The following is a 26,594-nucleotide window of genomic DNA, read 5'->3' as shown; positions in this document are numbered from 1 at the left end:
TACCCCATGAAGGAATCGCCGTCAACGCGATTGGAGCGTGATGTCTCAGGATGATCGGTATGCGGTCAAACGCCTGAAGGGCTGGGCCGTGGGGCACCACGATGCGCGTCGTTCAGCGAAGAGACGCTTCGAGAGATTGCTGAGCCGAACCGGTGGTTCGGCCGCCTACGGCTGCGCGCCGAACGGAGAATGACCAATGAGTGCGACCGTCCACACCGTATTTGGAGCCGATCTGCCGAAGGGGATCAGCCGTATCCGGCCTCTGCCCGACCCCGCGCTCGGCACGCTCTGGGACTCGATCTTCATTGACGAAGGGCTGAAGCGACAACTGCTGTCGCAAGCCATGCTGAACTTCTCGATGCGGGGCAAAGTCCCAAGGACCGTCATTCCCCTGCACGGCGTCATCTTGCTAACCGGCGAGCCGGGGACGGGCAAGACCTCGCTCGCGCGTGGTCTGGCGCACCGTACGGCGACATCCTTCTCCGGGGCGAGATTCAACCTCCTCGAAGTCGAGCCGCACTCCCTAACCAGTTCGGCGATGGGCAAGACCCAGCGCGCCGTGTCCGACCTCTTTTCTCAGTCCGTCGCCGAGGCCGCCAGCAGCGGGCCAACGATCGTGCTCCTGGACGAGGTCGAAACGCTCGCGGCTGACCGGTCTAAGATGAGCCTCGAAGCGAACCCCATCGACATCCACCGGGCGACCGACGCGGTCTTGGTCCAGCTCGATGCGCTGGCGGAGCGGTTCCCCCAGCTTCTCTTTGTGGCGACGAGCAACTTCCCCGACGCCGTCGACAGGGCCTTCACGTCGCGCTGCGATCTCGTTCTTCGGGTTCCGCTGCCCGACCAGGCTGCGTGCGCGCATATGCTTCGCGACTGCCTGACCGGGCTCGGTCAGATCTACTCGTCCATCTCCGCACTCGCCTCTCAGCCCGGATTCGACCGGTGCGCGGGGGAATGCGTCGGTCTGGATGGACGTGCGATCCGGAAGATGGTGGCGAACGCTCTGGCCAGCCGGCCGGAGGTGGCGATGGACCCGAGCAAGGTGACCCTCGACGACATCTACCGGGCGGCTCAGCAGGCGAAGTTGAACCGTGGCTCGGGGGTGAAGGCGAAATGACAACCGTTGTCCGGCGCACCTTCGGCAGTACGCCTCACCGTGACGCGGGTGAGACCTGGCGTGCAATCGTCGACCTGCTGACTCAGGGTAAGACGGGTGTCAAGCGCGACGAACTCTTGGCCGTGCACGGCGTCGCGTCTAGCATCATCGCGGACAAGGCTCCGAAGGACGCAGCCATCGTCGTGACCTGCGATGGCCCTCGGACCCGAATCTATTGCGTTTACGATGAAAACGCGACCGATGGCTCAGACGCCAACGAAGACGCGCTGGGGTTCGATCCACTGGATGGCGACTGGCGCGTCTCTCTCCCTTGCGAGGCGGACGATCTCGCCTGGGTCCAAGGCGCGCTCAAGAAGCACAGCGAGCGCATCACCGCTCGCGACAAGTCGGAAAAGTCGAAGACAGAAACCGCCAGCAGTTCGGAAGGTGCGGCGGCACTGGTCTTCGATCCGAAAGGATTTCTCAGCCCATGACGACCGTCAGCGTCAACACCTATACCCACTCGGTGACTTACGTCGCCGACAACATGCTCAAGAGCCTGAAGGATATCATCCGGCTGAGCGGTCTCGACCCGACCAACTTCATCGAAGATTGGGACGTCAACATGCGCGGCATCAAGCGCTGGTTAGAGACTCAAGACCTAGAACGCGTCGATCTGGAGATCTACGACCCGAAGACCGATGCGCTCCTGTTCCGCTGGGACATGGACGTCGTCTACGGTTGGAGCTCCGGCGACGGAAACTTCTGGGTCGACACCGAGCAACTCAAATACGCGATCCGGAAGGCGGGTCTTGTGCCTAGCCAAGCGAAATACCGTCTACTCGTCCGCACCAAGCCGGGGCGCCCTGATGTCGATGGCTGGAGCAAGGTAACGGCCCGGTCGACGACCGGCTTCACGCGGCAATCGCTGGGGACGACCATCGATCATAGTGGCTTGGGCGCGAACACCTCGTACTGGAGGCAGACCGGATGATCACCATCGACGAAGCTTTTCGGAAGTTTAAGAGTCGGCTCGAACTGAACGAGAAGGAGCAGCAGAACGCTTCCGACCGTCAGAACGAGGTGCGGGACTATCTCGTCAAGAAGTTCGCGATCGACAGGAGCTTCCTGACGGGGTCATATAAACGACACACCAAGACGAAGCCGCTCAAGGACATCGACATCTTCTTCGTCCTCAAGGATTCGGAGAAGAGCAAATATCGTCGCAAAGCGCCATCGGTCGTGATCGGCGACTTTTACGATGCCCTGGTCGAGAAGTACGGCTCCAGCGCGGTCCGGAAACAGGGCCGCTCGGTCAACGTCGACTTCGGCGTGGTCGTCGATTCCGATGACAACACCGACTATCGTGTTCTCAGTGTGGACGTGGTGCCCGCTTTCGCATCCGCCTCGGACTACGAAATACCCGACACCGACAAGGGCGAGTGGATCAAGACCAATCCCGAAACCCACGCGGCCAAGGCGACGACCGCACACCAGGCGTATTCCAATGAGTGGAAGGGTTTGGTCCGTATGGTGAAGTACTGGAACAACCAGCCCCGCCACGGAGAGAAGCCCGTGAAGCCGTCCTTCCTCATCGAGGTGATGGCACTAGAGTGCCTGTACGGTGGCTGGCAAGGAAACTTCGCCTACGAGTTCCAATCCTTATTCGCCACGCTCGCGGATCGCATCTTCGATACGTGGCAAGACCCGGCGGGTCTCGGGCCACCGGTGAGCGACGGGATGGACAATGCACGCAAGGAGCGTGCCCGCACTCTTCTGATGGCGGCGAGCCGAGAAGCGAGCCTTGCAATCAATCTCGCCAGGCAGGGCAAGAATGGCGAGGCTCTGAAGGCATGGTGGGCGCTGTTCGGCCCCAAATTCCCACTCTCATGAAATGCGAGACTTCCTCCACGTCCATCGGGGTGTGCAATGGCTGACGCCGTCAACGCGCGCTGGAATGGCGACAGATATCAGGCGCGGGTTTTCTGGCAGAACGCGCTGAGTATGCTCGCGCATGACTCGGTCGTGGTGGAAGTTACCTTCGAAGCCGACGCGCCGAAGTCGTTCGACGACGTTGTCGTCCGGTATGATCCGCCAATTCCTGGAAGTGGGCCGGAACGCGTGCCGGCGGCCTATCAGCAGGTGAAATGGCATGTCGATACCGGCGGGCGGTTCGGCTACGAGGATTTCGTCGATCCCGATTTTATCGGTGCGACGAGCGTGTCGCTCCTTCAGCGTCTGCGCGACGCCAAGAAGACCGCACCGGCCGGTGCGCGGTTCGATTTCGTCACGACGTATCGCATCAAGGACAATGATCCGCTGAGCTATGTCCAGTCGGGGACGGACAAGTCCATTCTCCTCGGCCGCCTGTTCGATGGCACGACGGACAGCAGCCGGATGGGCAAGGTCCGCAAGCTATGGCGCGAGCATCTAGGTCTCGCGTCTGATGACGAACTCAAGGAGGTTGTGACGGGCCTCCGGATCATGGACGGCGAGCGCTCGCTAGAGCAGTTGCGCGAGGACATCAACGTGCGGGCTCAGATCGTGGGCGCACTCACCTGTTCCACAGAGTCCGACTTTCGATATGATGGGCTCGCTCAAGCGCTGAAATCGCGGAAACTGAATAGCTTCACGCGGGGGGCCCTGCGGCAGATACTCCGTGAGGAGGGCATTCTGGCTGACAACGTCCCCGCCCGTCCTCCTGGGCTGACGATCGCGATCCGGACGTTCCAAGGCGTGGCGGCCGATCTTGGCGGTACATCACCGGAGAACACGCTCTCGCTGACCGATAGCTTCAATCAGCGCTACCTCCTCAGTGACCGGTCCTGGCAAGGGGACATTCGCCCCCGGGTCGAGACGTTCTTACGAGATGCCGCCAAACGTTCGGGCGTGCTGAGGATCATTCTCGACGCACACGCCTCCATCGCATTTCTCGCGGGTGCCGTCCTAGACCTGAAGTCGGGCGTCGACAGCTCGTTGATCCAGAAAGGCCGGGTGGGATCGAGGACCTGGCGCGCGGACGACGGTACCGAACAGCACGTGGCTCGACTGAACAGCGCGACGACGAGTATAGGTTCGGGAACCGACATCGCCTTGGCAATCGGCATCTCACAAGGCGTCGATGTTCAGACCCGCGCCTATGTCAGCAAGGAGCTCCTATCTGTCGGGACATTGATCTCGTTTGCCCCTCCGACTGGCCCTGGACAGCAGGCTGTTGCCGGCGGCGGACATGCCGCTGCTCTGGCAGAACATATCGCCAATGAGGTGCGGGCTTTGAAGGCGGACGACCCCGATCGCACGGTCCACATTTTCGCTGCGTGCCCGAATAGCCTGCTGTTCTATCTAGGTCAGCAGCACCGTGGAATCGCACCCTGTATCGTCTACGAGTTCGATTTTGATAGAGCTGGAAACAAGGGCTACCAGCCGTCCTTCGTCATAGATTGAACTGCCGGCAGCGGAGATCGAGGCGAGGCTCCAGCACTGCTCACCGAAGGCAGGAAGGCCCAAGGGCAGCATCCGCTTTGACGGCAAGCGGTAATCAAGGGTTGGCAAGCGTCAGGTATTCACGCGCAGCTTATAGCGTGTAATCGGCGGCTATTTGTATACTGGCTGCACATGCATCCGAAAGTCCTCGCCGAGAGGGTCGCCGTCCTCGAATGCCATAGGCGCTGTTATGGGAGCACGTCACCGGCTTCATGGTTCTCGGGTTCGTCCGATAACAGTACAACAGGATTCCTGAGGCCAATCGCTCCTCGAAGCCGCTCATATTTGACGGATAATCGTAGCTTATCCGTCAAATATGACCTAAATACTGCGCGCTGTTTCCATCTCATCGCCGGCGAAAGCAGCCTCATAGTCACGCGCCAGCGCGCCAGAAACGCCAGCCTGTCTGAAGGCTTCCCGCCATCCGTCCGAAATGCGCTGCGCCGTTGTTCGGATGATCTCCCGTGCCTCGGCCTCGGCAATCTCGAAAAATTCGCAGGCTTCCAGTGCGAGGATGATCGACCGATCATGCGCCCCGCCCTCAAGGATTGCAGTCTCGAGATGCGGGTTGCGATCCGGCGCCGGATTCACGTCGAATACCGGCGACAAGCGCCACTGCCCCGCCCCCACATAGAGGAAGCCATGGTTCTTCAGATGATCGTCCTTGTTGGAGACGAGGATCGTGAAGACAAGACGCCGGTAAAGTTCACGGAAATCGTCAGAAGGATCGGGTGAATAAGCCCGCATGAAATCGACGATCTCCGTATAGGAGCCCAGCTCCACCCCCGTCTTGCCGAGTGCGGTGCGCGCGGAGATGTAGGGAATCCGTGCGGCCCCACGCCGGTCGAACCGCTGGATCAGCGCGACCGGGAACGGCGTGTCGGCCAACTCCAACCGTGTCTCGGGCGTGCGGATACCGCAGGCTGCCGCCAGGCGGAGGGTCGCGACCTCGACGCGCTCGATCGGCTGTTGATCGTGGACCGAGGTGAACTTCGCCAGCCACAGCGCATCGCCGTCCCTGACATTGGCTTTGGGACGAGCGCCGCCGGAGCCGCCGGCGCCGGCGAGCGTCTGCATATCCTCGGGCGAGATTTCCTTGCCTTGCTCATAGGCGCGCGCGATCGCCGTGATGGTTTCGAGATCTACCAGACGCGGGATGGCGTCCGCTGCCTTGCCGCGAATGACCTCGCCCTTTTCATCCAGAAAGCGCAATGCACCTTGCCGGCAGGCATCGTCGGAAAGCGTCAGATACTCGAATTCGTTGAGACCATTGCCATAGGCGCGTTCGAGCAGCCTGCGTCCCCAACTGTCCGGAGCCGCATCGGCGAAAACGCCCGCCAAGGCGTCGCGCATATTGCCGGGCTGTCCCGAAGTGTGGAATGGACCGGCCTCAAGAGGGAAATCGGGCTGTATGGCGAAGGCACGCGGGTTTTCGATCCATTCGGGACTATAAGCGAAAGTCGAGAATTGACGCGGCCCGGCATGGGTGAAACGCAACTGGCCCACCGATGTCCGGCCTTCGCCAAGCGCGACATGGGCGACGAAATCGGCCATCAGAAGGAAGCCCCGTCAGGGTCCACAACGTCCTGCCGATCCTGCGTCTCCTCCGCCTGAGCCTTCTGCTTTTTCAGCCTTGCCGCGAAGGAGCGGCCCCTGCGCGGTCCGTGCTCCGCTGCCAGCGCCAGCCCCAGATCGTCCTTGCGGATATCGATCAGGTCAGCGAGCCGCTCCAGAAGGCCCAGCACAACGAGAATGTCGGCAAGCGTTCCAATGGCGACACCGGGATCACCCCGTTCGAGGCGGGCGATGGAACTCGGCGAGGTTCCTGCGCGCACGGCGAGATCCGCCACGGCGATACCACGCCGCAGACGCGCGTTGCGGATATCCTGGCCCAGTCGTTCCAGTGCTGGCTTCGCCTTGGGGGAACCCATCTCAATCATCCATATTTGACGTAGTAAAACCTGTTAATCGTCATATATGATGAATTACGTCCACGGTCAAGAATTCCAGTCCGTGCTCGCCCGTCTCATCATCGCCTCGCTTTGGCGACCTGCGACAGGCGGATGTAATCTGAGGCGCCGATAGTCTCGATCTCCTTAGCCATTGGCCGTCAGTGCCTCGAGATAGGGCCGAATGACCGTGGCGACCGTTCCTCGCTCGGCTTGCCTGGCGATCTCGCCCGGCGTCGTCCTGCGCTGGCGAAGCGCTTCCTGAAGGCCTTCGATCGCCACCGACAGGCCAATCTTGTTCCGATACCGGAAGCAATCGGCGATCGTCTTTGCGACGCCGAAGACCTTCACGGTTACCCCCTCGACAGGACGGGTTTCAACACCCTCCGTCAGCAGACGATTTGTGAAACGCACCAGCCGAATGGGCGTGCCTTCGGGCTTCGGAGACCAGTCTTTCTGACCCACGGCGAGCCAAACCTGCCTCGGCAGTTGATCGGTCAGCCCGTGGAACGCCAGCGCGGAAACGAGGCAAACGACGCCCTTGGGAATCCGTTTGGCGGTCTCTGCGAGACTATGGTGGACATCGAGGGGCGCGTCGGAAAGCTGATAAATTCCGCGCGCGAGCCGAAGCACCTCGCCATCACGTTCCATGCGGCTCATGGTAGCCGCTGTTACGCCCGCCTCGCGCAGCTCTGCCAGGCGCGAAATTCCGCGCACGGTCAGCACGGTATAGGCGATCTGGCGTTGGGAGATGGATATTGGCACGATACAGAAGCTCGGAGTATAGGATCTATTATCCGAGGATTTGTATCATTCTTCCTGGATAAAGAAAGGTGCGTGCCAGATCGAAGAGGCAGCCGTTCCACGAAACCCGTTCGCCTCAAACGGACCTGAGCAGACAGCGACGACTGCTCTTCGGATCACCTTCTACATCCTCACCGGGAGGGGAAGGCCTTCCCCTGCGTCCGAGCCCATGGGTCTCTGCCGACCCCTTCTGCGGAGCGGCCGCCCCGCAACGCCCCCCTAAGAGCGAGAGAGTGGACCGGTTTTCCGTGACGGGTTGAAAGTTGGAGAAGAGGTCTCCGACGCCCGTCATGGAGTTTGGTCCCATGAACATGCAGGTCCTCGATGCGCGCCGTGACACCAGTGGCGGTTACAAGGTCAATGTCGGCCGTGGCGAACGGGTCGGGCGCGTCTCGTCGGAATGGTTTTCCCGCCCGGCCGATGAGCGCTACCTCTCCTTGTCTGAGTTGGCCCACGCGGTCCGAGACCGCACCGACCGCAGCCGGACGCGGGTGGTGGAAAGCGCGCTCATCCATGTCGAGGCGAACCGCAACGACCCGGAGCGGCTGGCGCTGATCCTGCCAGGCACGGATTCGCCCATTGCACCGACACACTGGTCCTTCGGCCAGCTTGCCAGTCTGGTCGGCGCCCCCGCCGCCTATTTGCGGCAGCTCCCTGCCGCACTCGCCGGCATCAACCTGCAATACGGCCTGACCTCCAATCGGGCCGAGCAGATCAAGACGCTCGAAACCGACAACGGCCGGGTCGAGCTGCGCGCCGTCACCGGGCCGGACTACGGTCGCATCTTCGACCATGAGCTGGTTGAGGCCGTGCAGCGCATCGCCGGCAACGGCACGGGCGACACCCGCTGGAAGGTGCCGGGCGTGCTCGACTGGTCGACCGGCATCTACAATCCGCGCGTCGACATCACCAAGGATACGACCACGCTCTATGCCTCCGACCGCGACGTCTTTCTGTTCCTGGTCGACGACCTGAATCCGATCGAGGCCGGCCGACTGCCGGATGGTTCGCCGGACTTATATTTCCGCGGCTTCTACTGCTGGAATTCCGAGGTCGGCGCCAAGACGCTCGGCATGGCGAGTTTCTATCTCCGGGCGGTCTGCCAGAACCGCAATTTGTGGGGCGTGGAGGATTTCGAGGAAATCACCATCCGCCACTCCAAATACGCCGCCAATCGCTTCGCGCACGAAGCGGCCCCGGCGCTGGCGAACTTCGCCAACTCCTCGCCCCTACCGTTCGTCAACGGCATCAAGGCGTCCCGTGAGCGGATCGTCGCCAGAACCGACGAGGACCGCACCGAATTCCTGCGTCGGCGCGGCTTCTCCAAGGCCGAGACCGGCAAGATCATCGACAGGGTGCTGGCGGAGGAAGGCCGCCCGCCGGAGTCCATCTTCGACTTCGTCCAGGGCATTACTGCCGTCGCGCGCGACAAGCCGCATCAGGACGCCCGCCTCGACATGGAGGGTAAGGCCAAGAAGCTGCTCGATCGAGCTGCCTGATTTCCGCGAAGCCGGGGATGCGGTTTTCCGTGTCTCCGGCTTTGCGCTTCCGTGCCTTTCAGGTTTGCCGGTCCGTGGCGCTGCCCCCTTCAGAGGAAGAGGGCGGCGCTTCGCTTCGTGACGGGTTGGAGGTTGAGAGAAAGTCTCTCGACCGCCCGTCGCGGAGTAAATCCCGATGGCTACTGCCGTTCAGAAGATCATCCTGTCGTCCTCGCGCGACATCCCCTTCAACAAACTGGTGCTCAGCCAGTCCAACGTCCGGCGCGTGAAGGCCGGCGTCTCTATCGAGGACCTGGCGGCCTCGATCGCCCGGCGCGGCCTGATCCAGAGCCTCAGCGTCTTCCCCGTCGTTGACGCCGAAGGCGTTGAGACCGGCATGTTCGAGGTGCCGGCCGGCGGCCGCCGCTTCCGCGCGCTCGAACTGCTGGTGAAGCAGAAGCGTCTCGCCAAGATCGCTCCCGTGCCCTGCGTGGTCCGCGATCGCGACGGCGCCATCCTCCCGGAGGAAGTGTCGCTGGCCGAGAATATCGAGCGCGCCCCGCTCCATCCCCTCGATCAGTTCCGCGCCTTCCATGACATGCTGACCAAAGGCATGACCGAAGAAGAGATTGCGGCGGCATTCTTCGTGCCCGTCAACGTCGTCAAGCAGCGGCTGCGCCTCGCAACCGTCTCGCCCACGCTGCACGACGTCTATGCCGACGACGGCATGACGCTGGAACAGCTCATGGCCTTCACCGTCTCCGAAGACCACGAGCGTCAGACCCAGGTCTGGGACGCGATCAAGGATGCTTGGTCGAAAGAGCCGTATCAGATCCGGCGCATGCTGACCGAGACCACGGTGCGCGCCTCCGACAAGCGTGCCGTCTTCCTCGGCACCGAAGCCTATGAGGCGGCCGGCGGCATCGTCATGCGCGACCTCTTCCAGGCCGACGATGGCGGCTGGCTGCAGGACGTCGGTCTTCTCGATCGCCTCGTCGCCGACAAGCTGAAGGCCGAGGCTGAGGTGATCGCCGCCGAGGGCTGGAAGTGGATCGAGGTCGCGGTCAGCTTCCCCTACGACGCCGTTCGCGGCCTCCACAAGGTCTCCGGCACGCCGATCGATCTATCGGCGGAGGAACAGGCGACCATCAAGGCGCTCACCGCCGAGCAGGTCAGGCTCGAAGCGGAATATCAGGACGCCGACGAACTGCCCGACGAGGTCGACGAGCGTATGGGCGAGATCGAGACGGCTTTGGCGGCGTTCGACGATCGCCCGGAGCACTTCGACCCGACCGACATCGCCATCGCCGGCGTGTTCGTCAGCATCGACGCCAACGGGTCGCTTTCGGTCGATCGCGGCTTCGTCCGGCCCGAGGATGTGCCTCAGGTCCGGACCGATGGCGGGAATGGATCGGAGACGGACACCGAATCCGTCGACGCCGATCACCCGTCGGCGCAACGCGCCGTCATCACCATCGGCAGCCAACCTGCCGAGTCCGATGACGACGATGAAGACGACGGAATCAAGCCGCTGCCCGAACGCCTCGTCATCGAGCTGACCGCCTACCGCACCCTCGCGCTGCGCAACGCTGTGGCGGAAAACCCGCACATCGCCATGACGGCGCTTCTCCACAAGCTGGTCTCGGACACCTTCATGACCCGCATGTACACGGGCGCCATGGAAGCGGGGGTGAAACACATCTTCTTCCCGGTTCAGGACGAGACGCTGAAGGACAGCCCCTCCGCGCGGGCCGTGCAGGAGCGTCACGACGCCTGGGCCGCCGACATCCCGAAGAACGACGACGCCCTCTGGGACTGGCTCGCTGGTCTCGACGATGCCAGCCGCATGGCGCTACTGGCGCATTGCGTCAGCTATGGGGTCAACGCGCTCTATGAGCGGCCGAACCCGCACAGCGCGGGCGGCGTGTCGCAGCATACGCTCGATATGAGGCTCGCGCAGGCCGACCGGCTGACGCGGGCGACCGGGCTCGACTTGGTCGAAGCCGGCTGGCGTCCGACCTTCGGCAACTACCTCAACCGTGTTACCAAGCCGCGCATCCTCGAAGCCGTCCGCGAAGGCGCCGGCGAACGGGCGGCCGAGCTTATCGGTCATCTGAAAAAGGGCGACATGGCCAAGGAGGCCGAGCGTCTCCTGGCCGACAGCGGCTGGCTGCCCGAACCGCTTCGACTTGCCAGTATCGACGGCGATCCGGCACCGGACGCGGACGGCGATGGCAAAACCGAGGATGCCGCGCTGCCCGACTTCCTCAGCGCCGACGACGAGTCGGAACCGCCGGCCGATGGCGAGGACGACGAACGTCACCTCATCGCCGCCGAATGATCGGCTCGCGGGGCAGCTTCGGCCGCTCCGCACCTTCCGATCCCATCCACTCAGAGCCCGGCCCAGCGCCGGGCTCTTTTCGTTTCAGGAGCCTGACATGACCGATTTTCTCACCCGCTTCTCCTGCCTGCTCGACGTCGGCTCGCTCGCGAATGTCGCGCGGGCCTTCGAGATCTACACCGCGCTGATGGCCGAGAATGGTCGTGAGGACCCGCCTGCCGAGCCGTTCCTGCTCTCGCTGACGCCCGAGCACGGCGCGACGCGCCTTTGGCTTCGCGACCCCGGCACCGCCGATCCGCAGTTGCTGATCACCTTCGTCACGCGCTGCGCGGAGACATTCGCGCTCACCGGCACCTGGGGGTTTCAGTGGGCCGTCATCGCCTCGGCCCCTGTCGTCGACGGCTTCTCCGGCGGCGCCCATCTGCTCGACCTCGGCACAGGCCGCACGATGGAATGGATCAGTACCAGTCGGTGGCTGGCTGAAAGGGGAACGCGCTGATCCCCGACCATGCGCGCGCCCGGCCTCACGGTCGGGCGCTTTTTTCATGTCAGCGGACGAGAGGAAGAGGACGGCCGGGACGGGTCGAGTCCGGGCGGTCGAGAGAGAGCGCTGACCGAGCTTGTCCCTTCCGCTCTCCCGAGGTCCTCCCATGAACATTCCGTCTCCCGTGGCCCTTCCGGCCGCGCTCGCCACCCGTGCGTCCTCGATCCTCGACGTGGCGCACCAGCTTCTCGAACATCTCGAACGCGGCCAGCGCATCGATTCCGCGATCCTCCGTGCAGCGATGGAATCAGCCTTCGGCGCATCCGACACCAGCGGCGCCTGGGACTGGAAGGCGGCCTATGAGGCATGCGAGGTCGCGACAGTCCTTTTCCTGCGCAAATACGGAAAGGCGCTTTTCCGCAAGGCCGCATCTCCGGCTTCACGGCTTTCCGCTGTCACGAAGATCGCCGGGCTCCTACCGACGCATACGCGGCGCTCAGAAGAATCGCAGGCGCTCCAGCAGTTCTCGACGCCGGCGCCGCTTGGCCTCGCCGCCGTGGCGGCCGCCTCCATTGCTGCTGGCGACATCGTGCTGGAGCCGTCGGCTGGCACCGGCATGCTCGCCATCCTGGCCGAGATATCAGGCGGAGCACTCCTCCTCAACGAACTGGCCGAGACTCGCGCCGACCTGCTCGCCGCGCTGTTCCCGGCCGTTGCGGTCACCCGCTTCGACGCCGCCCAGATCGACGATCATCTCGCGCCGGGAGCCGTCCCGTCTGTCGTGCTGATGAACCCGCCGTTCTCGGTGATAGCCAACGTAACGGGCCGGATGGCCGACGCCGCCTATCGCCATGTCGCTTCAGCACTGGCCCGGCTCGCCGATGGCGGGCGGCTGGTGGCGATCACCGGCGCCAACTTCGGCCCCGACCTGTCAGCGTGGCGCGACGCCTTCGTCCGCCTTCAGGAACATGGCCGTGTGGTGTTTACTGCCGCGATCGACGGCTCGGTCTATGCCAAGCACGGCACGACCATCGACACACGGCTGACGGTCATCGACAAGCTGCCGGCCGATGATCGGGCGGCGTTTCCTCCTTCACCGGGCACCGCGCCCGACCTCGCCACAATGCTCGGCTGGATCGAGGCGCAGGTTCCACCCCACCAGACTGCGGCCCTCCCGCCAGCGGCAGCCTCGGCGTCCGCCGCGACGCCTCGCACCGTTAGCGGATTCCTCCCGCGCACCGCTGCCGCACGTCCCGCCACCCCCGCGTCCATCGAGCCCGAAGGCGTCGAACTCGCCTATGAAACCGTGGACTGGACGCCCGCAGAAGACGGCCGGATCACCGACGCGATCTATGAAGAATACGGATTGCAGGCGATCCGCATTCCCGGTTCCCAGGCCCATCCGACCAAGCTGGTGCAATCCGTGGCGATGGCGTCGGTCGCGCCGCCCAGGCCGAGCTACCGGCCCCGGCTGCCCGCCAACATCGTCTCGGATGGACTCCTCTCCGACGCCCAGCTCGAGACCGTCATCTACGCCGGCGAGGCGCACTCCGACTTCCTCGCCGGTTCGTGGACGCTCGACGAGACCTTCGACGTCGTCTCGGCCGCGCCCGACGATGCGCCGAACGCCGTGCGGTTCCGCCGGGGCTTCATGCTTGGCGACGGCACCGGCGCCGGCAAGGGCCGCCAGTCGGCCGGCATCATCCTCGACAACTGGATGCAGGGCCGCCGCAAGGCGGTGTGGATCTCCAAATCCGACAAGCTGCTGGAGGACGCCCAGCGTGACTGGTCGGCCTTGGGCATGGAGCGCCTCCTGGTCACGCCGCTGTCGCGCTTCCCGCAGGGCAAGGGCATCACGCTCTCAGAAGCCGTCCTATTCACCACCTATGCCACGCTACGGTCCGACGACCGGGGTGAGAAGCTTTCCCGCGTCAAGCAGATCGTCGAATGGTTGGGCTCCGACTTCGATGGAGTGATCATTTTCGACGAGAGCCACGCCATGCAGAACGCCGCTGGCGGCAAGGGTGAACGGGGCGATGTCGCTGCCTCGCAGCAGGGTCGTGCGGGCCTCCGGCTCCAGCACGCCCTGCCGAATGCGCGCGTCGTCTATGTCTCGGCAACCGGCGCGACCACCGTCCACAATCTCGCCTATGCCCAGCGCCTCGGTCTCTGGGGCGGCGAGGACTTTCCCTTCTCGACCCGCGCTGAATTCGTCGAGGCGATCGAGGACGGCGGCGTCGCGGCGATGGAGGTGCTGGCCCGCGACCTGCGATCGCTCGGCCTCTACACGGCCCGGTCGCTCTCCTATGACGGCGTCGAATACGAGCTGATCGAGCATCAGCTCACCCCCGAGCAGACCGGCATCTACGACGCCTATGCCGGGGCCTTCGCCGTCATCCATAACAATCTCGACGCGGCGATGCAGGCCGCCAATATCACCGGCGACGGCGGCACGCTGAACCGGCAGGCCAAGTCCGCCGCCCGCTCGGCCTTCGAATCCGCCAAGCAGCGCTTCTTCGGCCATCTGCTGACCTCGATGAAGACGCCGACGCTGATCCGTTCGATCGAGCAGGATCTGATCGACGACCATGCCGCCGTGATCCAGATCGTGTCGACTGGCGAAGCCCTGATGGAACGCCGCCTGGCGGAGATTCCCACCGAGGAATGGAACGACGTGCGCGTCGACATCACGCCGCGCGAGTACGTTCTGGATTACCTCGCCCATTCCTTCCCGGTGCAGCTCTATGAACCCTTCACCGACAGCGAGGGCAACCTGTCGTCGCGGCCGGTGTTTCGCGACGGCCAGCCGGTCGAAAGCCGTGACGCCGTCGCACGTCGCGACCGCCTGATCGAGAGGCTCGCTTCGCTGCCCCCGGTTCCCGGCGCGCTCGATCAGATCGTCCAGCGCTTCGGCACCGATATCGTGGCGGAGGTGACGGGACGCTCGCGCCGCATCGTCCGCAAGACCAGCCCCGGCGGCATCGACCGCCTGGCCGTGGAGAACCGCGCCGGATCGGCCAATCTCGCCGAGACCCAAGCGTTCATGGACGATCAGAAGCGTATCCTGATCTTCTCCGACGCCGGCGGCACCGGGCGCAGCTATCACGCCGAGCTGTCGGCGCGGAACCAGCGCCTGCGCGTCCACTATCTGCTGGAGCCGGGCTGGAAGGCCGATGCCGCCATTCAGGGCCTGGGCCGCACCAACCGGACCAACCAGGCGCAGCCACCGCTGTTCCGGCCGATCTCGACGGACGTGAAGGGGGAAAAGCGCTTTCTCTCGACGATCGCTCGCCGCCTCGACACGCTGGGCGCGATCACGCGCGGCCAGCGCCAGACCGGCGGCCAGGGCCTGTTCCGGCCCGAGGACAATCTCGAAAGCCAATATGCCCGCGACGCGCTGCGGCAGCTCTACCTGCTGCTCGTGCGCGGCAAGGTCGAGGGTTGCTCGCTCCAGATGTTCGAGGAGGCCACCGGCCTTTCGCTGATGGACTCCACCGGCATGAAGGACGAGCTGCCGCCGATCACGACGTTCCTGAACAGGTTACTGGCCCTGACGATCGAACTACAGGGCATCCTGTTCACGGCGTTCGAACGCCTGCTGAACGCCAAGATCGAAGGCGCCATGGCCTCCGGCAGCTACGATGTCGGCTTGGAGACGCTGCAGGCCGAGAGCTTCATCGTCACCGACCGCCGCACGATCCACGTCCATCCGGGCACCGGGGCCGAAGCCCGGCTGCTGACCATCACCCAGCGCCAGCGCAATCGGCCATTGACGCTCGCTGATGCTTTCGACCACCTCGACGATCTGCGCGCGAGGCTGCTGATCAACGAGCGCTCGGGCCGCGCCGCCGTGCAGATCCCGACCACCAGCATCATGCTCGACGATGGCGAGATCGAACGCCGGGTGCGGCTGATCCGGCCGATGGAGGCGCACAACATCCCGATCAAGATGATGGACGAGACCCATTGGGTGCAGGCGGAGCGGATCGCCTTCACTGCGGCATGGAATGCCGAGGCCGCCGAGGTGCCGGAATATGCCGATAGCACCATCCATATCGTCAGCGGGCTGTTGCTGCCGATCTGGAAGCGGCTGCCGAACGAATCGACACGGGTCTATCGGCTCCAGACCGACGACGGCGAACGCATCATCGGCCGCCGCGTCTCCCCCGCATGGGTAGCCGGCGCGCTCGCGACCGGCGCCTCGACACTGACGCCCGACGACGCCTTCATGGCGCTGATGGACGGCAAGTCCATCCTCGACTTGGCCGAGGGTCTTCAGCTTCGCCGCGTCCGGGTCATGGGCGCCAACCGCATCGAGCTGTCCGGTTTCACCGACGCCATGCGCGACCGTCTGCGCGCCTACGGCCTCTTTCACGAAATCATCTCGTGGAAGCTGCGGATGTTCGTGCCGACCGATACGACCGGGGCGGCCATCCTCGCCAAGGTGCTGGAGCGCCACCCGGTCGAACGCATCGGCGAGCGGGAGGCGGCGTGATGGCACGGCAGGACGCTTCCGAACTGGCGATCCGTCTCGGCCGACAAGCCGAGGCGGTGTGCCGTCATTATCTCAAGGCCGGTCATCGCGAGGGCCGCTACTGGTTGGTCGGCGATGTCCGCAATACGCCGGGCCGCTCGATGTTCGTGCGGCTGAAGGGCGGTGAAACCGGCAAGGGCGCGGCCGGAAAATGGACCGACGCCGCCACCGGCGAGCATGGCGATCTTCTCGACGTCATTCGCGAGAGCTGCGGACTGGTCGACTTCAAGGACGTCGCCGATGAGGCGCGCGCCTTCCTGTCGATGCCGCATCCCGAGCCGGACCGCCGGCATGATGGCGAACGCAAAGCACCAGCGCCGATCGGATCGCCGGAAGCAGCGCGGCGGCTCGTCGGGATGTCGCAGCCGATTTTGGGCACTGTCGTGGAAACGTATCTACGGAACCGTGCGATTACGGCTTTGCACGGAACCGGAAGCCTGCGTTTTCATCCCAGGTGCTATTACCGTCCCGACGAGTATTCCCCGACCGAGACCTGGCCGGCGATGATCGCATCGGTCACCGATCTCGCCGGACATCAGACCGGCGCGCACCGCACCTGGCTCGCACCTGACGGCTCGGACAAGGCCCCGATCGACACCCCGAGACGGGCGATGGGTGACCTCCTCGGACATGCCGTTCGCTTCGGTGTGGCGGGCGAAGTGATGGCGGCGGGCGAAGGGATCGAGACGATGCTGTCGCTCAGGATGGCGCTGCCCAACATGCCGATGGCGGCGGCGCTCTCGGCGGCGCATCTCTCTGCCATCCTGTTCCCCGACACGCTGCGCCGGCTCTACATCGCCCGCGACAATGATCCGGCCGGCGACGGTGCGATGGCGGCATTGATCGAACGGGCGAACGCGGCCGGGATCGAGGCTGTCGTGGTGTCTCCAACATTGGGCGACTTCAACGAGGATCTCCGCTTGGCAGGTCTGGATAGACTCCGGGCAGCGGCCCGGGTGCAGATCGCGCCCCAGGACGTCGCACGCTTCATGGCGCTGGCGGCATAGGCCGCACGGAAAATGCAGACGGCGGGAGCGCCGTCGTCGGCATCGCTCGGATGATCCCCAGGTCGGAGAGAACCGCGCCCCGGCCTTCGAGAGGGCGATCGGCCAGCAAACGGCCCGGACCCGCAATGTCTGCGGCGGACTATTTTCCGGCGCGGCCGAGAGCCGCTTTCCATCGCGAAGCAAAATAGCCCGCCTTCGCCATCCTCCGCTGTGCTCCGGCCCTCCGCTTCGCTGCGGATGCAGGTCCGGCCCGCCCGCCGGCTTCCGTCGCCATGAAGGCCGCGAGGGTCGCGGTCGAACCGACGGAGCATCCCATGAGCGAGCACGACGACTACGAACCGCACCACGCCTCTTCACCCACCGACCATGTTCTCAGCGAACTCCAGCTTTACGGCTACCGTCCCTTCACGGATGAACCCGATCCCCGACCGCTTCCGGAAGGCGACCATGTCGCCGGCGCCATCGCCGACATCTTCGACGCCCTGATCGTCACCTTGGAGGACACCCGCCTCGAGCCCGACCTCGACGATCTCCTCTGGTCGACCGTCAACCTCTTCCACCGGGCCAACAAACGGATCGAGCGCGAGCTGGACGACAACGAGCAGGCGCAGCGTCAAGGCCAGCGCGAACAGGACGGCAGCGAAGTGAAGGCCGTCGAGTTGGAACGCCTGACGGCCGAGGGTCAGACCATGATCGAACGCCGCAACGCCTTCGAGCTGATGCGCGACCAGGCCGCCGAACACTATGAGCGCCACACCGGATCAAACTGGCGACCGCGCAGTGGGTCGATGGTCAACCATCGCAACATGATCTCGGCGATGATCGACAGCCGCGACTTCCTCGCCGCCAGGAAGCGGGCCGACAATCAGGTGCTGCTGCCCGCAGGCCCAAAGATCGCCTTCACCGGCGGGCTCGACTTCAACGACCACCGCCTGATCTGGGCCAAGCTCGATCAGGTCCACGCCAAGCACCCCGACATGGTCCTGCTGCACGGCAAGTCGCCGAAGGGCGCCGAGAAGATCGCGGCGAAATGGGCCGACGCCCGCAAGGTTCCGCAGGTCGGCTTCGCCCCCGACTGGACGAAACATGCCAAGGCCGCACCGTTCAAGCGCAACGATCAGATGCTCGACGTTCTGCCGATCGGGGTCATCGTCTTCCCCGGCACCGGCATTCAGGACAATCTCGCCGACAAGGCGAGGAAGCTCGGCATCCCACTCTACGATTTCCGGCAGAAAGGAGGCGGCGCGTAAGCGCCGCTTCTCACAGCATCTCGGGACGAAACAGCGATCTGCGGCTGATGACCTTGCCGGACACCACGAACACGCCATCGCCGGTATAATGCAGCGTCTCAGGATGCTTTGGCGATGCGGCGACATGCGCCTTCACCACCTCGAAGATGAAGAAGTTATATTTTTCTACCAGCGCGTCGTCGTGAAGGCGGCATTCGAAGCTGGCATGGCATTCGCCGATCAGCGGCGCATCGACCTCGCTCGCGTCTTCCGCCGTGAGGTCGAACTTGGCGAACTTGTCGATGTCGGCTCCCGACGTGTTGCCGATCCCGACCACGGTATCGGTCAGCGCCGTCGTCGGCAGGTTGACCACGCATTCCCTGCTTTCGCGGATCATGCGGTGGCTGTGATTGCCGCCGGAGATCATCAGGCCAACCAGAGACGGCGAGAACTCCAGGATCGTGTGCCAGCCGAGCGTCATGATGTTGGTCGCGTCCCGCCACTTCGACGACACCAGCACGATCGGACCGGGCTCCAGATAGCGCCGTACCTGGCTCACCGGGAAATCGCCTTTCTTGGGAAGCTTCGGCATAGGCGTCCTCTTCGACAGTTGCGCTCTGACCATACCCGGCCATGTCGGCAGCATCACGACCGACAGCATGGCGGCGATGCTTTGGCGCGAAAGCATTGAACGGGCGTTTCCATGGTGGCCCCGGTCATGGCGGAAAACCATCACCCGCTTCCAATGCGCTGATCCTTGGTCCTGCCGCTGGCCTGACGCCATCAACCCGTAAAGGGTCGGACTACGCAAAGCGTGCCGCCGCTCCGGCTTCGCCTGCGCGGTGATTGCGGCCATCGGCCGGACACATCGGGCGCCTGTCGCGCGGGAGATGGTCTCCCGCCTCCAAGACAGGAGCCGGTCAGATGTCCCTCAATCAAGCTCACGCCTTCGCCTTCAGCCTCGCTACCACCCTCATGGTCTCGATCGTCATCTTCCAGGCCGGCGACGGCACCATGGGCGTCATGCCGGCCGGCGAATATGACGGCGAACTCGCCGCCATCGTTCACGAGATCGATCCCTTCGCCCGCTGACCGCGGGCAAGGCGTCGCGGCCGCAAGCGGAAGTCCGGCAGGATTTCCGCTCCCGTCCCGGCTTCTCTTTCGCTATACTTCAGGCGCGCCGTGGTGGTGGTGGAGGCGCGATCGTCAGCCATGAACGATTGGAGACCACTGCCATGATCATCCTTGCCATACTCGCATCCCTCTTCGCCGTCGGCCTGCTCTGCTGGCTGGTGTTCACTCTTGCCGTCTTCGCTCTGCCCGCCTTCGTCGGTGTGACGACGGGCGCCTGGGCCAACGAAAGCGGTGCTGGCATAGCCGGCGCTGTGGTCGTCGGCGCGCTCGCGGCGGCGATGACGCTCGCCATCGGGCACCTTCTGATCGCCTTCGTCCGCCCGATGTGGCTGAAACTCTTCGTGGCCATCGCCTTCGTCGCCCCGGCGGCGATCGCAGGTTTTCATGCCACCCATGGCATCGTGAAACACCTGATGCCGTCCGACGGGTGGCAGATGGCGTTCTCGATCGTGGGAGCCGTCGCGGTCGGGATCACCGCCTTCGTCCGGGTCGCTGGACTGGCGGCGCCCCCTAGCCCGTCCAGCAGGGATCTTGCTCGGGCATGATCTTCGTCGACGTCGTTGCGGCGGACCTAAACAGCACCGGACAAAACACGTCCTCTTAGCCTCCGAGGTTGCGGATGAAGCGGTCGGTGCTGATCGACGACCGTCCCGGGAATCAACCCGCGCGGGAGCGCTTGGGGCAACACCGGCAGCGCATCCGTTCGTGCCCCGAAGGCAGAGGCGTTCCCGGTGGCATTGGACGGAGATGCTGGAGCAATGCCCTGTCGATCGGAGACGAAGCAGCCGAAGCCCGCCGCGGGGCCGGCTTTTCGGTGCGGAGGGGCCGCCATTTTCTCCGGTTTTTGACCGTGCCTCGACCGCTCCAAACGGCCTCTTCAATGGCCTGATCTGGCCGAAGGTCGGCTGCGCCTTGATCGCCTATGACGCAACAGCCGCGTCAAACTTTCTTCCCCTGCCGGCTGCGCCGTCATTCCGCGCGGAACAAGAAAGCCCTCCTTAGCTGTCCAGCCCCTTCGGGGTGCGCCGTCGATCGCCTCCGGCCTGTCGATCGCCATCGAGGCCGCAATGGTGCGGGCTCGGGAACGGAAAACGGAGACTTACCATGGCGACCATCGGCACCTTCAAGAAGACCGGCTCGAACGAGTTCACCGGCGACATCGTCACTCTCAGCGTCCAGGCCAAGGGCGTGCGCATCGTCCCCGACCAGCGCGCCACCGGCGAGAACGCCCCCAGCCACCGGGTCCTGGTCGGCCGCGCCGAAATCGGCGCCGCCTGGTCCAAGCGCTCGAACGAGGGCCGCGACTATCTGGGCCTCAAGCTCGACGATCCGAGCTTCAACGCCCCTATCTACGCCAACCTCTTCGACGACGAGGACGCGGACACCTTCTCGCTGATCTGGTCCCGCCCCAACGGTCGGCGCGGAGACTGAGGCCCGAACAAGGCCCCGGCCAAAAGGCCGGGGCCTTAGCCCGTGGCTGCGACCCGACGGGACTCTTACTCGCACCCGGCTTGGGCTGCCGCAGAAGCCCCACGCCGCCAACGGTGCAGTGCGATGCGACCGAATCAGTCGGCCCCCAAATTCTAGAAATGGCCCTAGTGTCTGTGGCGACAGGGGTAGTTTGGCTTCCTTCTCTCGCCAAGGACGACTATAATAGCCGGTCTGGTGACGGGCGAAGAGCTTCATGCCCAGACTGCGCTCGAACTCGGAAATGCGTCGGCTGACGGTTGATTGACTGACACGCAGATCGGCTGAGGTGCGGGTGAGGCTCCCGCTTCGCGCCACTGCTAGAAAGAAGCGGAGGTCATTCCAATCCACGATGTGTTTTCCGCCTTTGTCTCGAGTTTCTGGATTATCCCCGACCTGATTGCGTCATCGCAGCGGCCCTCTTTTTATCTTCTTCCGTCGTTGCGCGCCGCCAGGCGCCCGGACCAACGCCTTCTATGCGGTTGAAGGCGTGGTTCAGGGCCGCGTCGGTTTCATATCCTACACAGCGGGCCACATCCGAGATTGCAGTTCCTTGCTTGAGCAAGACCTTCGCACGATGAATGCGCCAGCGCGTCAGATACTCAACCGGCGTCTCTCCAAGCACGACTTTGAACGTCGCGGCGAAGCTCGAACGGGACATTCCTGCATGCCCGGCCAGTCCAGCGATCGTCCAAGAGAACGCTATGTCTGCATGCAGTGCCTTGAGCGCGCGGGAAATACGCGCATCGCGTAAGCCTGCTAACCATCCGGGTGTACGGCCGCCTTCGGCCTCACACCATGCGCGGAGTGCCTGCACGAAAAGCGCGTTGATCAGATGCTTGACGACAATACCGGCGCCCAACCCGTCGAGTTCTGTTTCGAGACCAACGAGTTCTAGCGTTGTCCGCATCAACGGACCGCGCACATCCGCGCGTCTTACCAACGAAATATTCGGCAGCAGTGACAGCAGCGGCTCGGCGGCCGCAGCATCGAAATAGAACCGACCAGAGACGAGTTCTGTGACCGCGCCGTGGCCGCCATACTCGTGCATGACACCAGAAATTTTTGAGAAGATCGTCGCGCAGGGGACGATCTCGACACCGACTTCGCTCACCATCGTGAAGCCGGCGTCGCCTTTAATGATCAGGCAATCGCCGGCTTCCACCCAAACCGGTTCCGAGAAGCAATCGGCCAAGACCCAAGAACCGCCGCGAGTTAGAACGACGAGCCGTGCCTGATCGCCTGTCGTGAATGCTACACCCCAAGGCGCGCGAAAGCTCAGATGCGCGAAGAGCGCACTCTCAACGCGCATTGATGTCAGCATGTCTCCTAAGACGTCCATGAAAGTTTCGTACTGGACGAAGCAATAGCGAGCAAGGTCGCGTCATATAATATCATCCACATGGATGGATATTCTTCTCGCCACTAGCCGACTAGATCCGCGTAGAGGACCTTGGGATCCAGTGCGAGGGCACTTTTGATCTGTCGCGTCATGTCGTCGGCGAGCACTTCCCACTCGCGCTTTTCAATCGCATCAAGCGCCGCGCTGGCAACAACGGCCGGATCATTCTTGGGCATATCGATTCCCTTCATCATGTCGGTGTCCGTCGCGCCGAGCTGCACGCCCACGACAAGGGTATTTTGCTTTCTTAGCTCAAGGCGGATGCTGTTCGTGAGGCTCCACGCGGCCGCTTTCGCAGCAGAATATGCCTCCGCCCCAGGATAGCTAAACCAAGACGTCAGCGAGAGCATGTTGACGATGGCACCCCCACCGTTGCGCTCAAGGATCGGCGCAAACGCCCGCACCATCCCGAGAAGCCCAAAGAAGTGCGTCTCCATCTCCAATCGGATCAAGTTCAAGTCCCCGGCCACCAAACTCTGGTTTGTGGCGATGCCCGCGTTGTTGATCAGAATGGTCGTGTCGCCTGCAATCGCTGCTGCAGCCGCGATCTGTGCGGGATCCGTTATATCGAGCGCGATACGCTCTACGCCGTCGATGTCGAGAGCCTCAAGATTGCGGCCGGTCGCATAGACTTTGCGGGCTCCCCGTTCGAGTAGGGAGCTAACATACGCCCTACCAATTCCACGATTTGCACCTGTGACTAGCGCGACGCTTCCTTCAATCTTCACTGGCGTAATCCCTATTCAGACTCTTTGCCCTTTCGGACGGTGCTGGCCCCCTTTGCTAGCCGAATCCACCGATACGCGTCAGAAGCTATCGTCCGTAGCCTTTATTGAATCGTCCGAGTTTATGGTCGATCTCACAAAAAATAAGTCGGAAGAGTATTGCCGGTAGGTCTCGCTGGGCGGGATTTTAGATCATGAGCGAGTACGAAAGGCGCTCGAACTCCTCCAGATCCCGCATCACGTAGCCGTCCAGGAAGGGCACCACCTGAGTCATGAATACGCCCGCTAAGTCAGCCGTCGGATCAAGCCAGAAATGAGTGTTCATCACTCCGCCCCAAAAGGCGCTACCAACAGCACGACGCCCCGGCATTTGCCGTTCCGTTCTCGCCGCAACCAGGCTGTGGGAGAGTTCGACTCCAGGCATGGGATCAAGGTCGGATGTCGCGGGGGCAAAGACAGTAGATCTCGGTTCGATCCGAAGTGTCCCGATCTGGTTCCTCAGCGCATCGCGTGCTGTCGCTTCGCTCAGAATGCGAACGCCATCGAGGCTCCCCATGCCTAGCCACATTCGCAAGAAGCGGAGATAATCCGGAGCGGTCGAGTAAAGGGCGTGACCCATGCCATAGAATTCCGGAGAAGCAGGCGGATCAAGGTTCAGTACGCTGGATCCTAGTTCGCCATTCTCCTTTCGCGCCAAGACATCACCCAGCAGGGCGGCGCTTGTCGCATTCAGTTCGAAACTCGTACTCGTTAGCCCGAGCGGCTCGAAAATCTCCTCAATGCAAAATCGGTCGATGCTGCGGCCATCGATGGCAGAGACGGCCAAGCCTAGCCAATCGGCACCGCCCCCATATTGCCAAGCGGTGCCGGGATCGAAAGCGAGTGGATAAAGCAGACCGGCTCTTTGCCCCGAGACGATCGATGGCATGCCGCTCTCGGCGAGATACCGTCCCACCGCTCCGTCCCAAAACTCGTATGCGAGACCAGACGTGTGAGTCGCGAGATTTCTCAGCGTGGCCTTTGTGCGCGCAGGGCGACGCAGTTGCGTCTCCACGTCGTTTTCGATGACCACGAGCCGCGCGAAATCAGGGAGGATTTCCTCCACGGGCGTTTCCCAATTGAGCCGACCCCGATCAGCAAGGATCAAAGCGGCCGTTGCGCCGACCGCCTTGCTCATCGAGACAATGCGGAAAATCGTGTCTCCGCCGGCCGCCATACCGCTTGCCCGTTCGCCCGCCGCGCCAGACCAAATTTGTCCCGCCGAGTTACCGAGAGCAGCGACGACATAGGGAATGCTGCCATTGGACACCATCGCATCCAAGGCGGCATCCAAGGATTTCAGGTTTCTGGGCCTAGTGGGATCGGCCGCATTCGCTTCTGCATTCGACATACTCGATGACTTTTTCGTTGAGGACGGAATTTCCCGTTACGCTTTAACGCGCAGAGTGGGCTAAATACAGCTCATGCAAACTCATCCGAACATGAATTCAGCTCAACATAGGACGCGAGCGGAGTTGGACGTCGTTCCATCCGCTTTGCGAAAATGCATATGAGTGCCGATAGCCCTACCGATATCGACCTTCGGCTTCTGCGAGTGCTTGACGCCCTTCTCGAAACCAACAGCGTCAAGCAGGCGGCCGCCCTTTTGGATGTCACGCCGTCAGCAGTCAGCCATTCTCTGGCAGAGCTGCGCCAGCGCACGTCTGATCCCCTTCTCGTTCGAAACGGACCTCGGCTACGGCCGACGCCGCGCGCGGAGGCGATGAGACCACTGCTGCGAGCAGGCCTCACCGATCTATATCGCTTGATTGCGGATCCAGTCGAATTCACGCCGGCTACCTCCACCCGCCGTTTCTCTTTGGCCGCTCCCGAACATATTGTTGTAGGTCAGCTACCGGATGTGCTTCCTGACCTAATCGCGGAGGCACCGAAGGCGAGATTTGAGATCTCCTCGGTATTGGCTCCGCTACCAGAGTTGCTTGATTCCGGTTCTCTCGATCTGGCACTGACGACGCTTTATGCCGACGAGACCCTGAAACTTGAAAGCGCGATGATGCGGTCGCAGCTCTTCGCTGAGCGTTTCGTGTGCATCGGCCGACGCGGTCATCCACTACTGGCACGCGGCTGTATTGAACTCGCAGCCTTTCTTGGCGCCCCGCAGATTTCGATCCGAATGCCGGGCGCACGCACCAGCCCCACTGACACGGCGTTGGAGAATGAAGGCCTGGCGCGACATGTCGCCCTCACGCTGGGAAGCGCGCACGCGGCCGCACAGTATGTCGGAAACTCAGATCTGTTGGCGATGGTGCCTTACAGTGTAGCGGCGCGGGGTGAAGCTCTTGGCAGGCTCACGTGCGTCGCCCCACCAATCAAGCTCCCGCCCGTCACCGGCATGCTGTGGTGGAGTAACAGGCTCCATAGTGATCCGGCGCACCGATGGTGGAGGGAAAAATTGGGCCGGCTATTGCAGCCGATCAATTACGGCGATCGATCAAACTAGTTATCATTCAAGCGGCACGGCAATCCCGCCGGCTGGAGTTTCGTGAACATCGCTCTCTTTGAACACCGCGCTGATCCAGTCGATGAATGCGCGCACCTGTGGCGCAAGATACCGGCGGTTTGGATACATGACGGAAACGGCGCGCTGGACAGTCTGAACCTGCGGCAAGATCTCCACGAGTTGGCCATTTTCAAGTTGCTCGGCAACCGTAGCACGGAGGGCTTGAATTAGACCGAGCCCCGCGAGCGCGCATGCAACGAACGCTTCGGAATCGTTCACGAGGATCGCTGACCGCATCCGGATAGATTGTTCTTCACCGTTTGCGATAAGCTGCCAGTCAATCGTGCTCCGGCCACGCCCGGTGAAGTATGTCACCGCCCGGTGCGCCGACAAATCTTCCATCGTCTTAGGCACGCCGTGCGCCGCTAGGTATACGGGGGCAGCACATGACACCATCGGAACACGCGCCACGACGCGACTGATCATGCTGCTAGCAGCGAGCTCGCCCAACCTGACTACGCAATCGACACCCTCGGCGACGAGGTCGACCGGCTGGTCACTGACACCTAGGATGATCTCGATATCCGGGTATCGCTCTGTAAACTCTGGGAGCCGCGGGATGATGAGTGGCTTGGCGAGCGCGACAGGAATGTCGACGCGGAGACGGCCTCTCGGCACCTGCCCTGAGCCACCAAACAGGTTCTGCGCCCCAGCAACGTCAGTTAGAATCTGCGTCGCGCGCTCGTAGAATAGCTCGCCTTCAGCCGTCAGGCTCGATCGCCGGGTAGTTCGCTGGAGCAGGCGCGCCCCGATTGATGCTTCGAGTGCCGAAACCGCGTTGGTGACACTTGGGCGGGCCATTCGCAACGCCGCGGCCGCGCGGGCGAAGCCACCGTTGTCGGCGACCGCAACGAAGATGCGAAGCTGTTGAACAAAATCCAAAACGTTGCTCCCCTGACAC

General features: G+C 63.1%; 23 protein-coding genes and 1 pseudogene. 15 read left to right on the top strand and 9 right to left on the bottom strand.

The features are described 5' to 3' along the window. Positions 1-196: 196 nt before the first annotated feature. The 5 genes from FDP22_RS16860 to FDP22_RS16840 are packed head-to-tail and all read left to right on the top strand — an operon-like array spanning position 197 to position 4,540. Positions 197-1,117 carry an AAA family ATPase gene (locus FDP22_RS16860; RefSeq protein ID WP_138579140.1) on the top strand — a complete coding sequence of 307 codons (921 nt, stop codon included), beginning with the start codon at positions 197-199 and terminating at the stop codon, positions 1,115-1,117. Beyond that, positions 1,114-1,590, top strand: coding sequence for a hypothetical protein (locus FDP22_RS16855; RefSeq protein WP_138579138.1), 477 nt, complete (start codon positions 1,114-1,116; stop codon positions 1,588-1,590). The genes FDP22_RS16860 and FDP22_RS16855 overlap by 4 nt, the downstream gene beginning before the upstream one ends. Further along, on the top strand, positions 1,587-2,090 hold the full coding sequence (locus tag FDP22_RS16850; RefSeq protein WP_138579136.1) for an HORMA domain containing protein: 504 nt from the start codon (positions 1,587-1,589) through the stop codon (positions 2,088-2,090). Before FDP22_RS16855 ends, FDP22_RS16850 begins: the two co-directional genes overlap by 4 nt. Then, positions 2,087-2,989 (top strand): CBASS oligonucleotide cyclase, encoded by a 903-nt coding sequence (locus tag FDP22_RS16845; protein WP_138579134.1) that lies wholly within the window; start codon positions 2,087-2,089, stop codon positions 2,987-2,989. The genes FDP22_RS16850 and FDP22_RS16845 overlap by 4 nt, the downstream gene beginning before the upstream one ends. Before the next feature lie 36 nt (positions 2,990-3,025). Next, positions 3,026-4,540 (top strand): SAVED domain-containing protein, encoded by a 1,515-nt coding sequence (locus FDP22_RS16840; protein WP_138579132.1) that lies wholly within the window; start codon positions 3,026-3,028, stop codon positions 4,538-4,540. 360 nt (positions 4,541-4,900) lie between these two features. On the opposite strand, the gene FDP22_RS16835 is transcribed toward FDP22_RS16840, so the two are convergent. The 3 genes from FDP22_RS16835 to FDP22_RS16825 form a co-directional block, all read right to left on the bottom strand. Next, the gene (locus tag FDP22_RS16835) at positions 4,901-6,133 is read right to left on the bottom strand and encodes a type II toxin-antitoxin system HipA family toxin (RefSeq protein WP_138579130.1); all 1,233 of its coding nucleotides are present in this window, start codon (positions 6,131-6,133) and stop codon (positions 4,901-4,903) included. Then, positions 6,133-6,510, bottom strand: coding sequence for a helix-turn-helix domain-containing protein (locus tag FDP22_RS16830; RefSeq protein ID WP_138579128.1), 378 nt, complete (start codon positions 6,508-6,510; stop codon positions 6,133-6,135). The genes FDP22_RS16835 and FDP22_RS16830 overlap by 1 nt, the downstream gene beginning before the upstream one ends. A gap of 165 nt (positions 6,511-6,675) precedes the next feature. After that, positions 6,676-7,293, bottom strand: a complete 618-nt coding sequence (locus tag FDP22_RS16825; RefSeq protein ID WP_138579126.1) for a type IV toxin-antitoxin system AbiEi family antitoxin domain-containing protein — start codon at positions 7,291-7,293, stop codon at positions 6,676-6,678. A 350-nt stretch (positions 7,294-7,643) separates the two neighbouring features. Here FDP22_RS16825 and FDP22_RS16820 point away from each other — a divergent pair, with 350 nt between their 5' ends. The 6 genes from FDP22_RS16820 (at position 7,644) to FDP22_RS16795 (ending at position 18,426) form a co-directional block, all read left to right on the top strand. Further along, positions 7,644-8,831: a DUF932 domain-containing protein gene (locus FDP22_RS16820; RefSeq protein ID WP_430225894.1), complete on the top strand. Its 1,188-nt coding sequence runs from the start codon at positions 7,644-7,646 to the stop codon at positions 8,829-8,831. Between the two features lie 175 nt (positions 8,832-9,006). After that, positions 9,007-11,151 carry a ParB/RepB/Spo0J family partition protein gene (locus tag FDP22_RS16815; RefSeq protein WP_143972270.1) on the top strand — a complete coding sequence of 715 codons (2,145 nt, stop codon included), beginning with the start codon at positions 9,007-9,009 and terminating at the stop codon, positions 11,149-11,151. 97 nt (positions 11,152-11,248) lie between these two features. Then, positions 11,249-11,650 carry a hypothetical protein gene (locus FDP22_RS16810; RefSeq protein ID WP_138579122.1) on the top strand — a complete coding sequence of 134 codons (402 nt, stop codon included), beginning with the start codon at positions 11,249-11,251 and terminating at the stop codon, positions 11,648-11,650. A gap of 151 nt (positions 11,651-11,801) precedes the next feature. After that, positions 11,802-16,130, top strand: coding sequence for a strawberry notch family protein (locus tag FDP22_RS16805; protein ID WP_138579120.1), 4,329 nt, complete (start codon positions 11,802-11,804; stop codon positions 16,128-16,130). Next, a complete protein-coding gene (locus FDP22_RS16800) occupies positions 16,130-17,176 on the top strand; it encodes a DUF7146 domain-containing protein (RefSeq protein ID WP_138579118.1) in 1,047 nt (348 codons plus the stop codon). The genes FDP22_RS16805 and FDP22_RS16800 overlap by 1 nt, the downstream gene beginning before the upstream one ends. A gap of 314 nt (positions 17,177-17,490) precedes the next feature. Next, the gene (locus FDP22_RS16795; RefSeq protein WP_138579116.1) at positions 17,491-18,426 is read left to right on the top strand and encodes a DUF2493 domain-containing protein; all 936 of its coding nucleotides are present in this window, start codon (positions 17,491-17,493) and stop codon (positions 18,424-18,426) included. Positions 18,427-18,436: 10 nt separating this feature from the next. Here the strand turns inward: FDP22_RS16795 and FDP22_RS16790 are convergent, their stop codons facing one another. Next, positions 18,437-19,261, bottom strand: coding sequence for a flavin reductase family protein (locus tag FDP22_RS16790; protein WP_239031812.1), 825 nt, complete (start codon positions 19,259-19,261; stop codon positions 18,437-18,439). Positions 19,262-19,329: 68 nt separating this feature from the next. Between FDP22_RS16790 and FDP22_RS24580 the strand changes: the two genes are divergently transcribed. The 3 genes from FDP22_RS24580 to FDP22_RS16775 all read left to right on the top strand — a co-directional run bounded on the left by FDP22_RS24580 (position 19,330) and on the right by FDP22_RS16775 (position 20,970). Further along, the gene (locus tag FDP22_RS24580; protein WP_168436638.1) at positions 19,330-19,497 is read left to right on the top strand and encodes a hypothetical protein; all 168 of its coding nucleotides are present in this window, start codon (positions 19,330-19,332) and stop codon (positions 19,495-19,497) included. 143 nt (positions 19,498-19,640) lie between these two features. Beyond that, positions 19,641-20,084, top strand: a complete 444-nt coding sequence (locus FDP22_RS16785) for a hypothetical protein (RefSeq protein WP_138579114.1) — start codon at positions 19,641-19,643, stop codon at positions 20,082-20,084. A gap of 559 nt (positions 20,085-20,643) precedes the next feature. Then, the gene (locus tag FDP22_RS16775; protein WP_138579110.1) at positions 20,644-20,970 is read left to right on the top strand and encodes a DUF736 domain-containing protein; all 327 of its coding nucleotides are present in this window, start codon (positions 20,644-20,646) and stop codon (positions 20,968-20,970) included. A 285-nt stretch (positions 20,971-21,255) separates the two neighbouring features. Here the strand turns inward: FDP22_RS16775 and FDP22_RS25385 are convergent. The 4 genes and pseudogenes from FDP22_RS25385 to FDP22_RS16755 form a co-directional block, all read right to left on the bottom strand. Beyond that, positions 21,256-21,324, bottom strand: a pseudogene (locus tag FDP22_RS25385) (hypothetical protein); the annotation flags it as partial. Between the two features lie 67 nt (positions 21,325-21,391). Continuing rightward, the gene (locus FDP22_RS16765; RefSeq protein WP_170317739.1) at positions 21,392-22,330 is read right to left on the bottom strand and encodes an AraC family transcriptional regulator; all 939 of its coding nucleotides are present in this window, start codon (positions 22,328-22,330) and stop codon (positions 21,392-21,394) included. Between the two features lie 101 nt (positions 22,331-22,431). Further along, on the bottom strand, positions 22,432-23,136 hold the full coding sequence (locus FDP22_RS16760) for an SDR family oxidoreductase (RefSeq protein ID WP_138579106.1): 705 nt from the start codon (positions 23,134-23,136) through the stop codon (positions 22,432-22,434). Between the two features lie 184 nt (positions 23,137-23,320). Next, positions 23,321-24,523: a serine hydrolase domain-containing protein gene (locus tag FDP22_RS16755; protein ID WP_138579104.1), complete on the bottom strand. Its 1,203-nt coding sequence runs from the start codon at positions 24,521-24,523 to the stop codon at positions 23,321-23,323. Positions 24,524-24,682: 159 nt separating this feature from the next. Between FDP22_RS16755 and FDP22_RS16750 the strand changes: the two genes are divergently transcribed. Next, positions 24,683-25,633 (top strand): LysR family transcriptional regulator, encoded by a 951-nt coding sequence (locus FDP22_RS16750; RefSeq protein WP_170317738.1) that lies wholly within the window; start codon positions 24,683-24,685, stop codon positions 25,631-25,633. A gap of 3 nt (positions 25,634-25,636) precedes the next feature. Here the strand turns inward: FDP22_RS16750 and FDP22_RS16745 are convergent, their stop codons facing one another. After that, entirely contained in the window at positions 25,637-26,575 is a 939-nt protein-coding gene (locus tag FDP22_RS16745) for a LysR family transcriptional regulator (RefSeq protein WP_138579100.1), read from the bottom strand. Positions 26,576-26,594 lie beyond the last annotated feature (19 nt).

Source organism: Paroceanicella profunda (assembly GCF_005887635.2).
In the GTDB taxonomy this organism is placed as follows: Bacteria; Pseudomonadota; Alphaproteobacteria; order Rhodobacterales; family Rhodobacteraceae; genus Paroceanicella; species Paroceanicella profunda.
The sequence above is the reverse complement of the archived record's forward strand: the minus strand, read 5'-3'. Positions and strand labels throughout refer to the sequence as shown.

Coding starts and splice junctions, on each gene's coding strand:
- FDP22_RS16810 (WP_138579122.1), top strand. CDS start 11,249: ATGACCGATTTTCTCACCCGCTTCTCCTGCCTGCTCGACGTCGGCTCG.
- FDP22_RS16835 (WP_138579130.1), bottom strand. CDS start 6,133: ATGGCCGATTTCGTCGCCCATGTCGCGCTTGGCGAAGGCCGGACATCG.
- FDP22_RS16845 (WP_138579134.1), top strand. CDS start 2,087: ATGATCACCATCGACGAAGCTTTTCGGAAGTTTAAGAGTCGGCTCGAA.
- FDP22_RS16755 (WP_138579104.1), bottom strand. CDS start 24,523: ATGTCGAATGCAGAAGCGAATGCGGCCGATCCCACTAGGCCCAGAAAC.
- FDP22_RS16800 (WP_138579118.1), top strand. CDS start 16,130: ATGGCACGGCAGGACGCTTCCGAACTGGCGATCCGTCTCGGCCGACAA.
- FDP22_RS16805 (WP_138579120.1), top strand. CDS start 11,802: ATGAACATTCCGTCTCCCGTGGCCCTTCCGGCCGCGCTCGCCACCCGT.
- FDP22_RS16790 (WP_239031812.1), bottom strand. CDS start 19,261: ATGGCCGCAATCACCGCGCAGGCGAAGCCGGAGCGGCGGCACGCTTTG.
- FDP22_RS16750 (WP_170317738.1), top strand. CDS start 24,683: ATGAGTGCCGATAGCCCTACCGATATCGACCTTCGGCTTCTGCGAGTG.
- FDP22_RS16860 (WP_138579140.1), top strand. CDS start 197: ATGAGTGCGACCGTCCACACCGTATTTGGAGCCGATCTGCCGAAGGGG.
- FDP22_RS16795 (WP_138579116.1), top strand. CDS start 17,491: ATGAGCGAGCACGACGACTACGAACCGCACCACGCCTCTTCACCCACC.
- FDP22_RS16850 (WP_138579136.1), top strand. CDS start 1,587: ATGACGACCGTCAGCGTCAACACCTATACCCACTCGGTGACTTACGTC.
- FDP22_RS16830 (WP_138579128.1), bottom strand. CDS start 6,510: ATGGGTTCCCCCAAGGCGAAGCCAGCACTGGAACGACTGGGCCAGGAT.
- FDP22_RS16785 (WP_138579114.1), top strand. CDS start 19,641: ATGATCATCCTTGCCATACTCGCATCCCTCTTCGCCGTCGGCCTGCTC.
- FDP22_RS16820 (WP_430225894.1), top strand. CDS start 7,644: ATGCAGGTCCTCGATGCGCGCCGTGACACCAGTGGCGGTTACAAGGTC.
- FDP22_RS16765 (WP_170317739.1), bottom strand. CDS start 22,330: ATGCTGACATCAATGCGCGTTGAGAGTGCGCTCTTCGCGCATCTGAGC.
- FDP22_RS16840 (WP_138579132.1), top strand. CDS start 3,026: ATGGCTGACGCCGTCAACGCGCGCTGGAATGGCGACAGATATCAGGCG.
- FDP22_RS16775 (WP_138579110.1), top strand. CDS start 20,644: ATGGCGACCATCGGCACCTTCAAGAAGACCGGCTCGAACGAGTTCACC.
- FDP22_RS24580 (WP_168436638.1), top strand. CDS start 19,330: ATGTCCCTCAATCAAGCTCACGCCTTCGCCTTCAGCCTCGCTACCACC.
- FDP22_RS16855 (WP_138579138.1), top strand. CDS start 1,114: ATGACAACCGTTGTCCGGCGCACCTTCGGCAGTACGCCTCACCGTGAC.
- FDP22_RS16815 (WP_143972270.1), top strand. CDS start 9,007: ATGGCTACTGCCGTTCAGAAGATCATCCTGTCGTCCTCGCGCGACATC.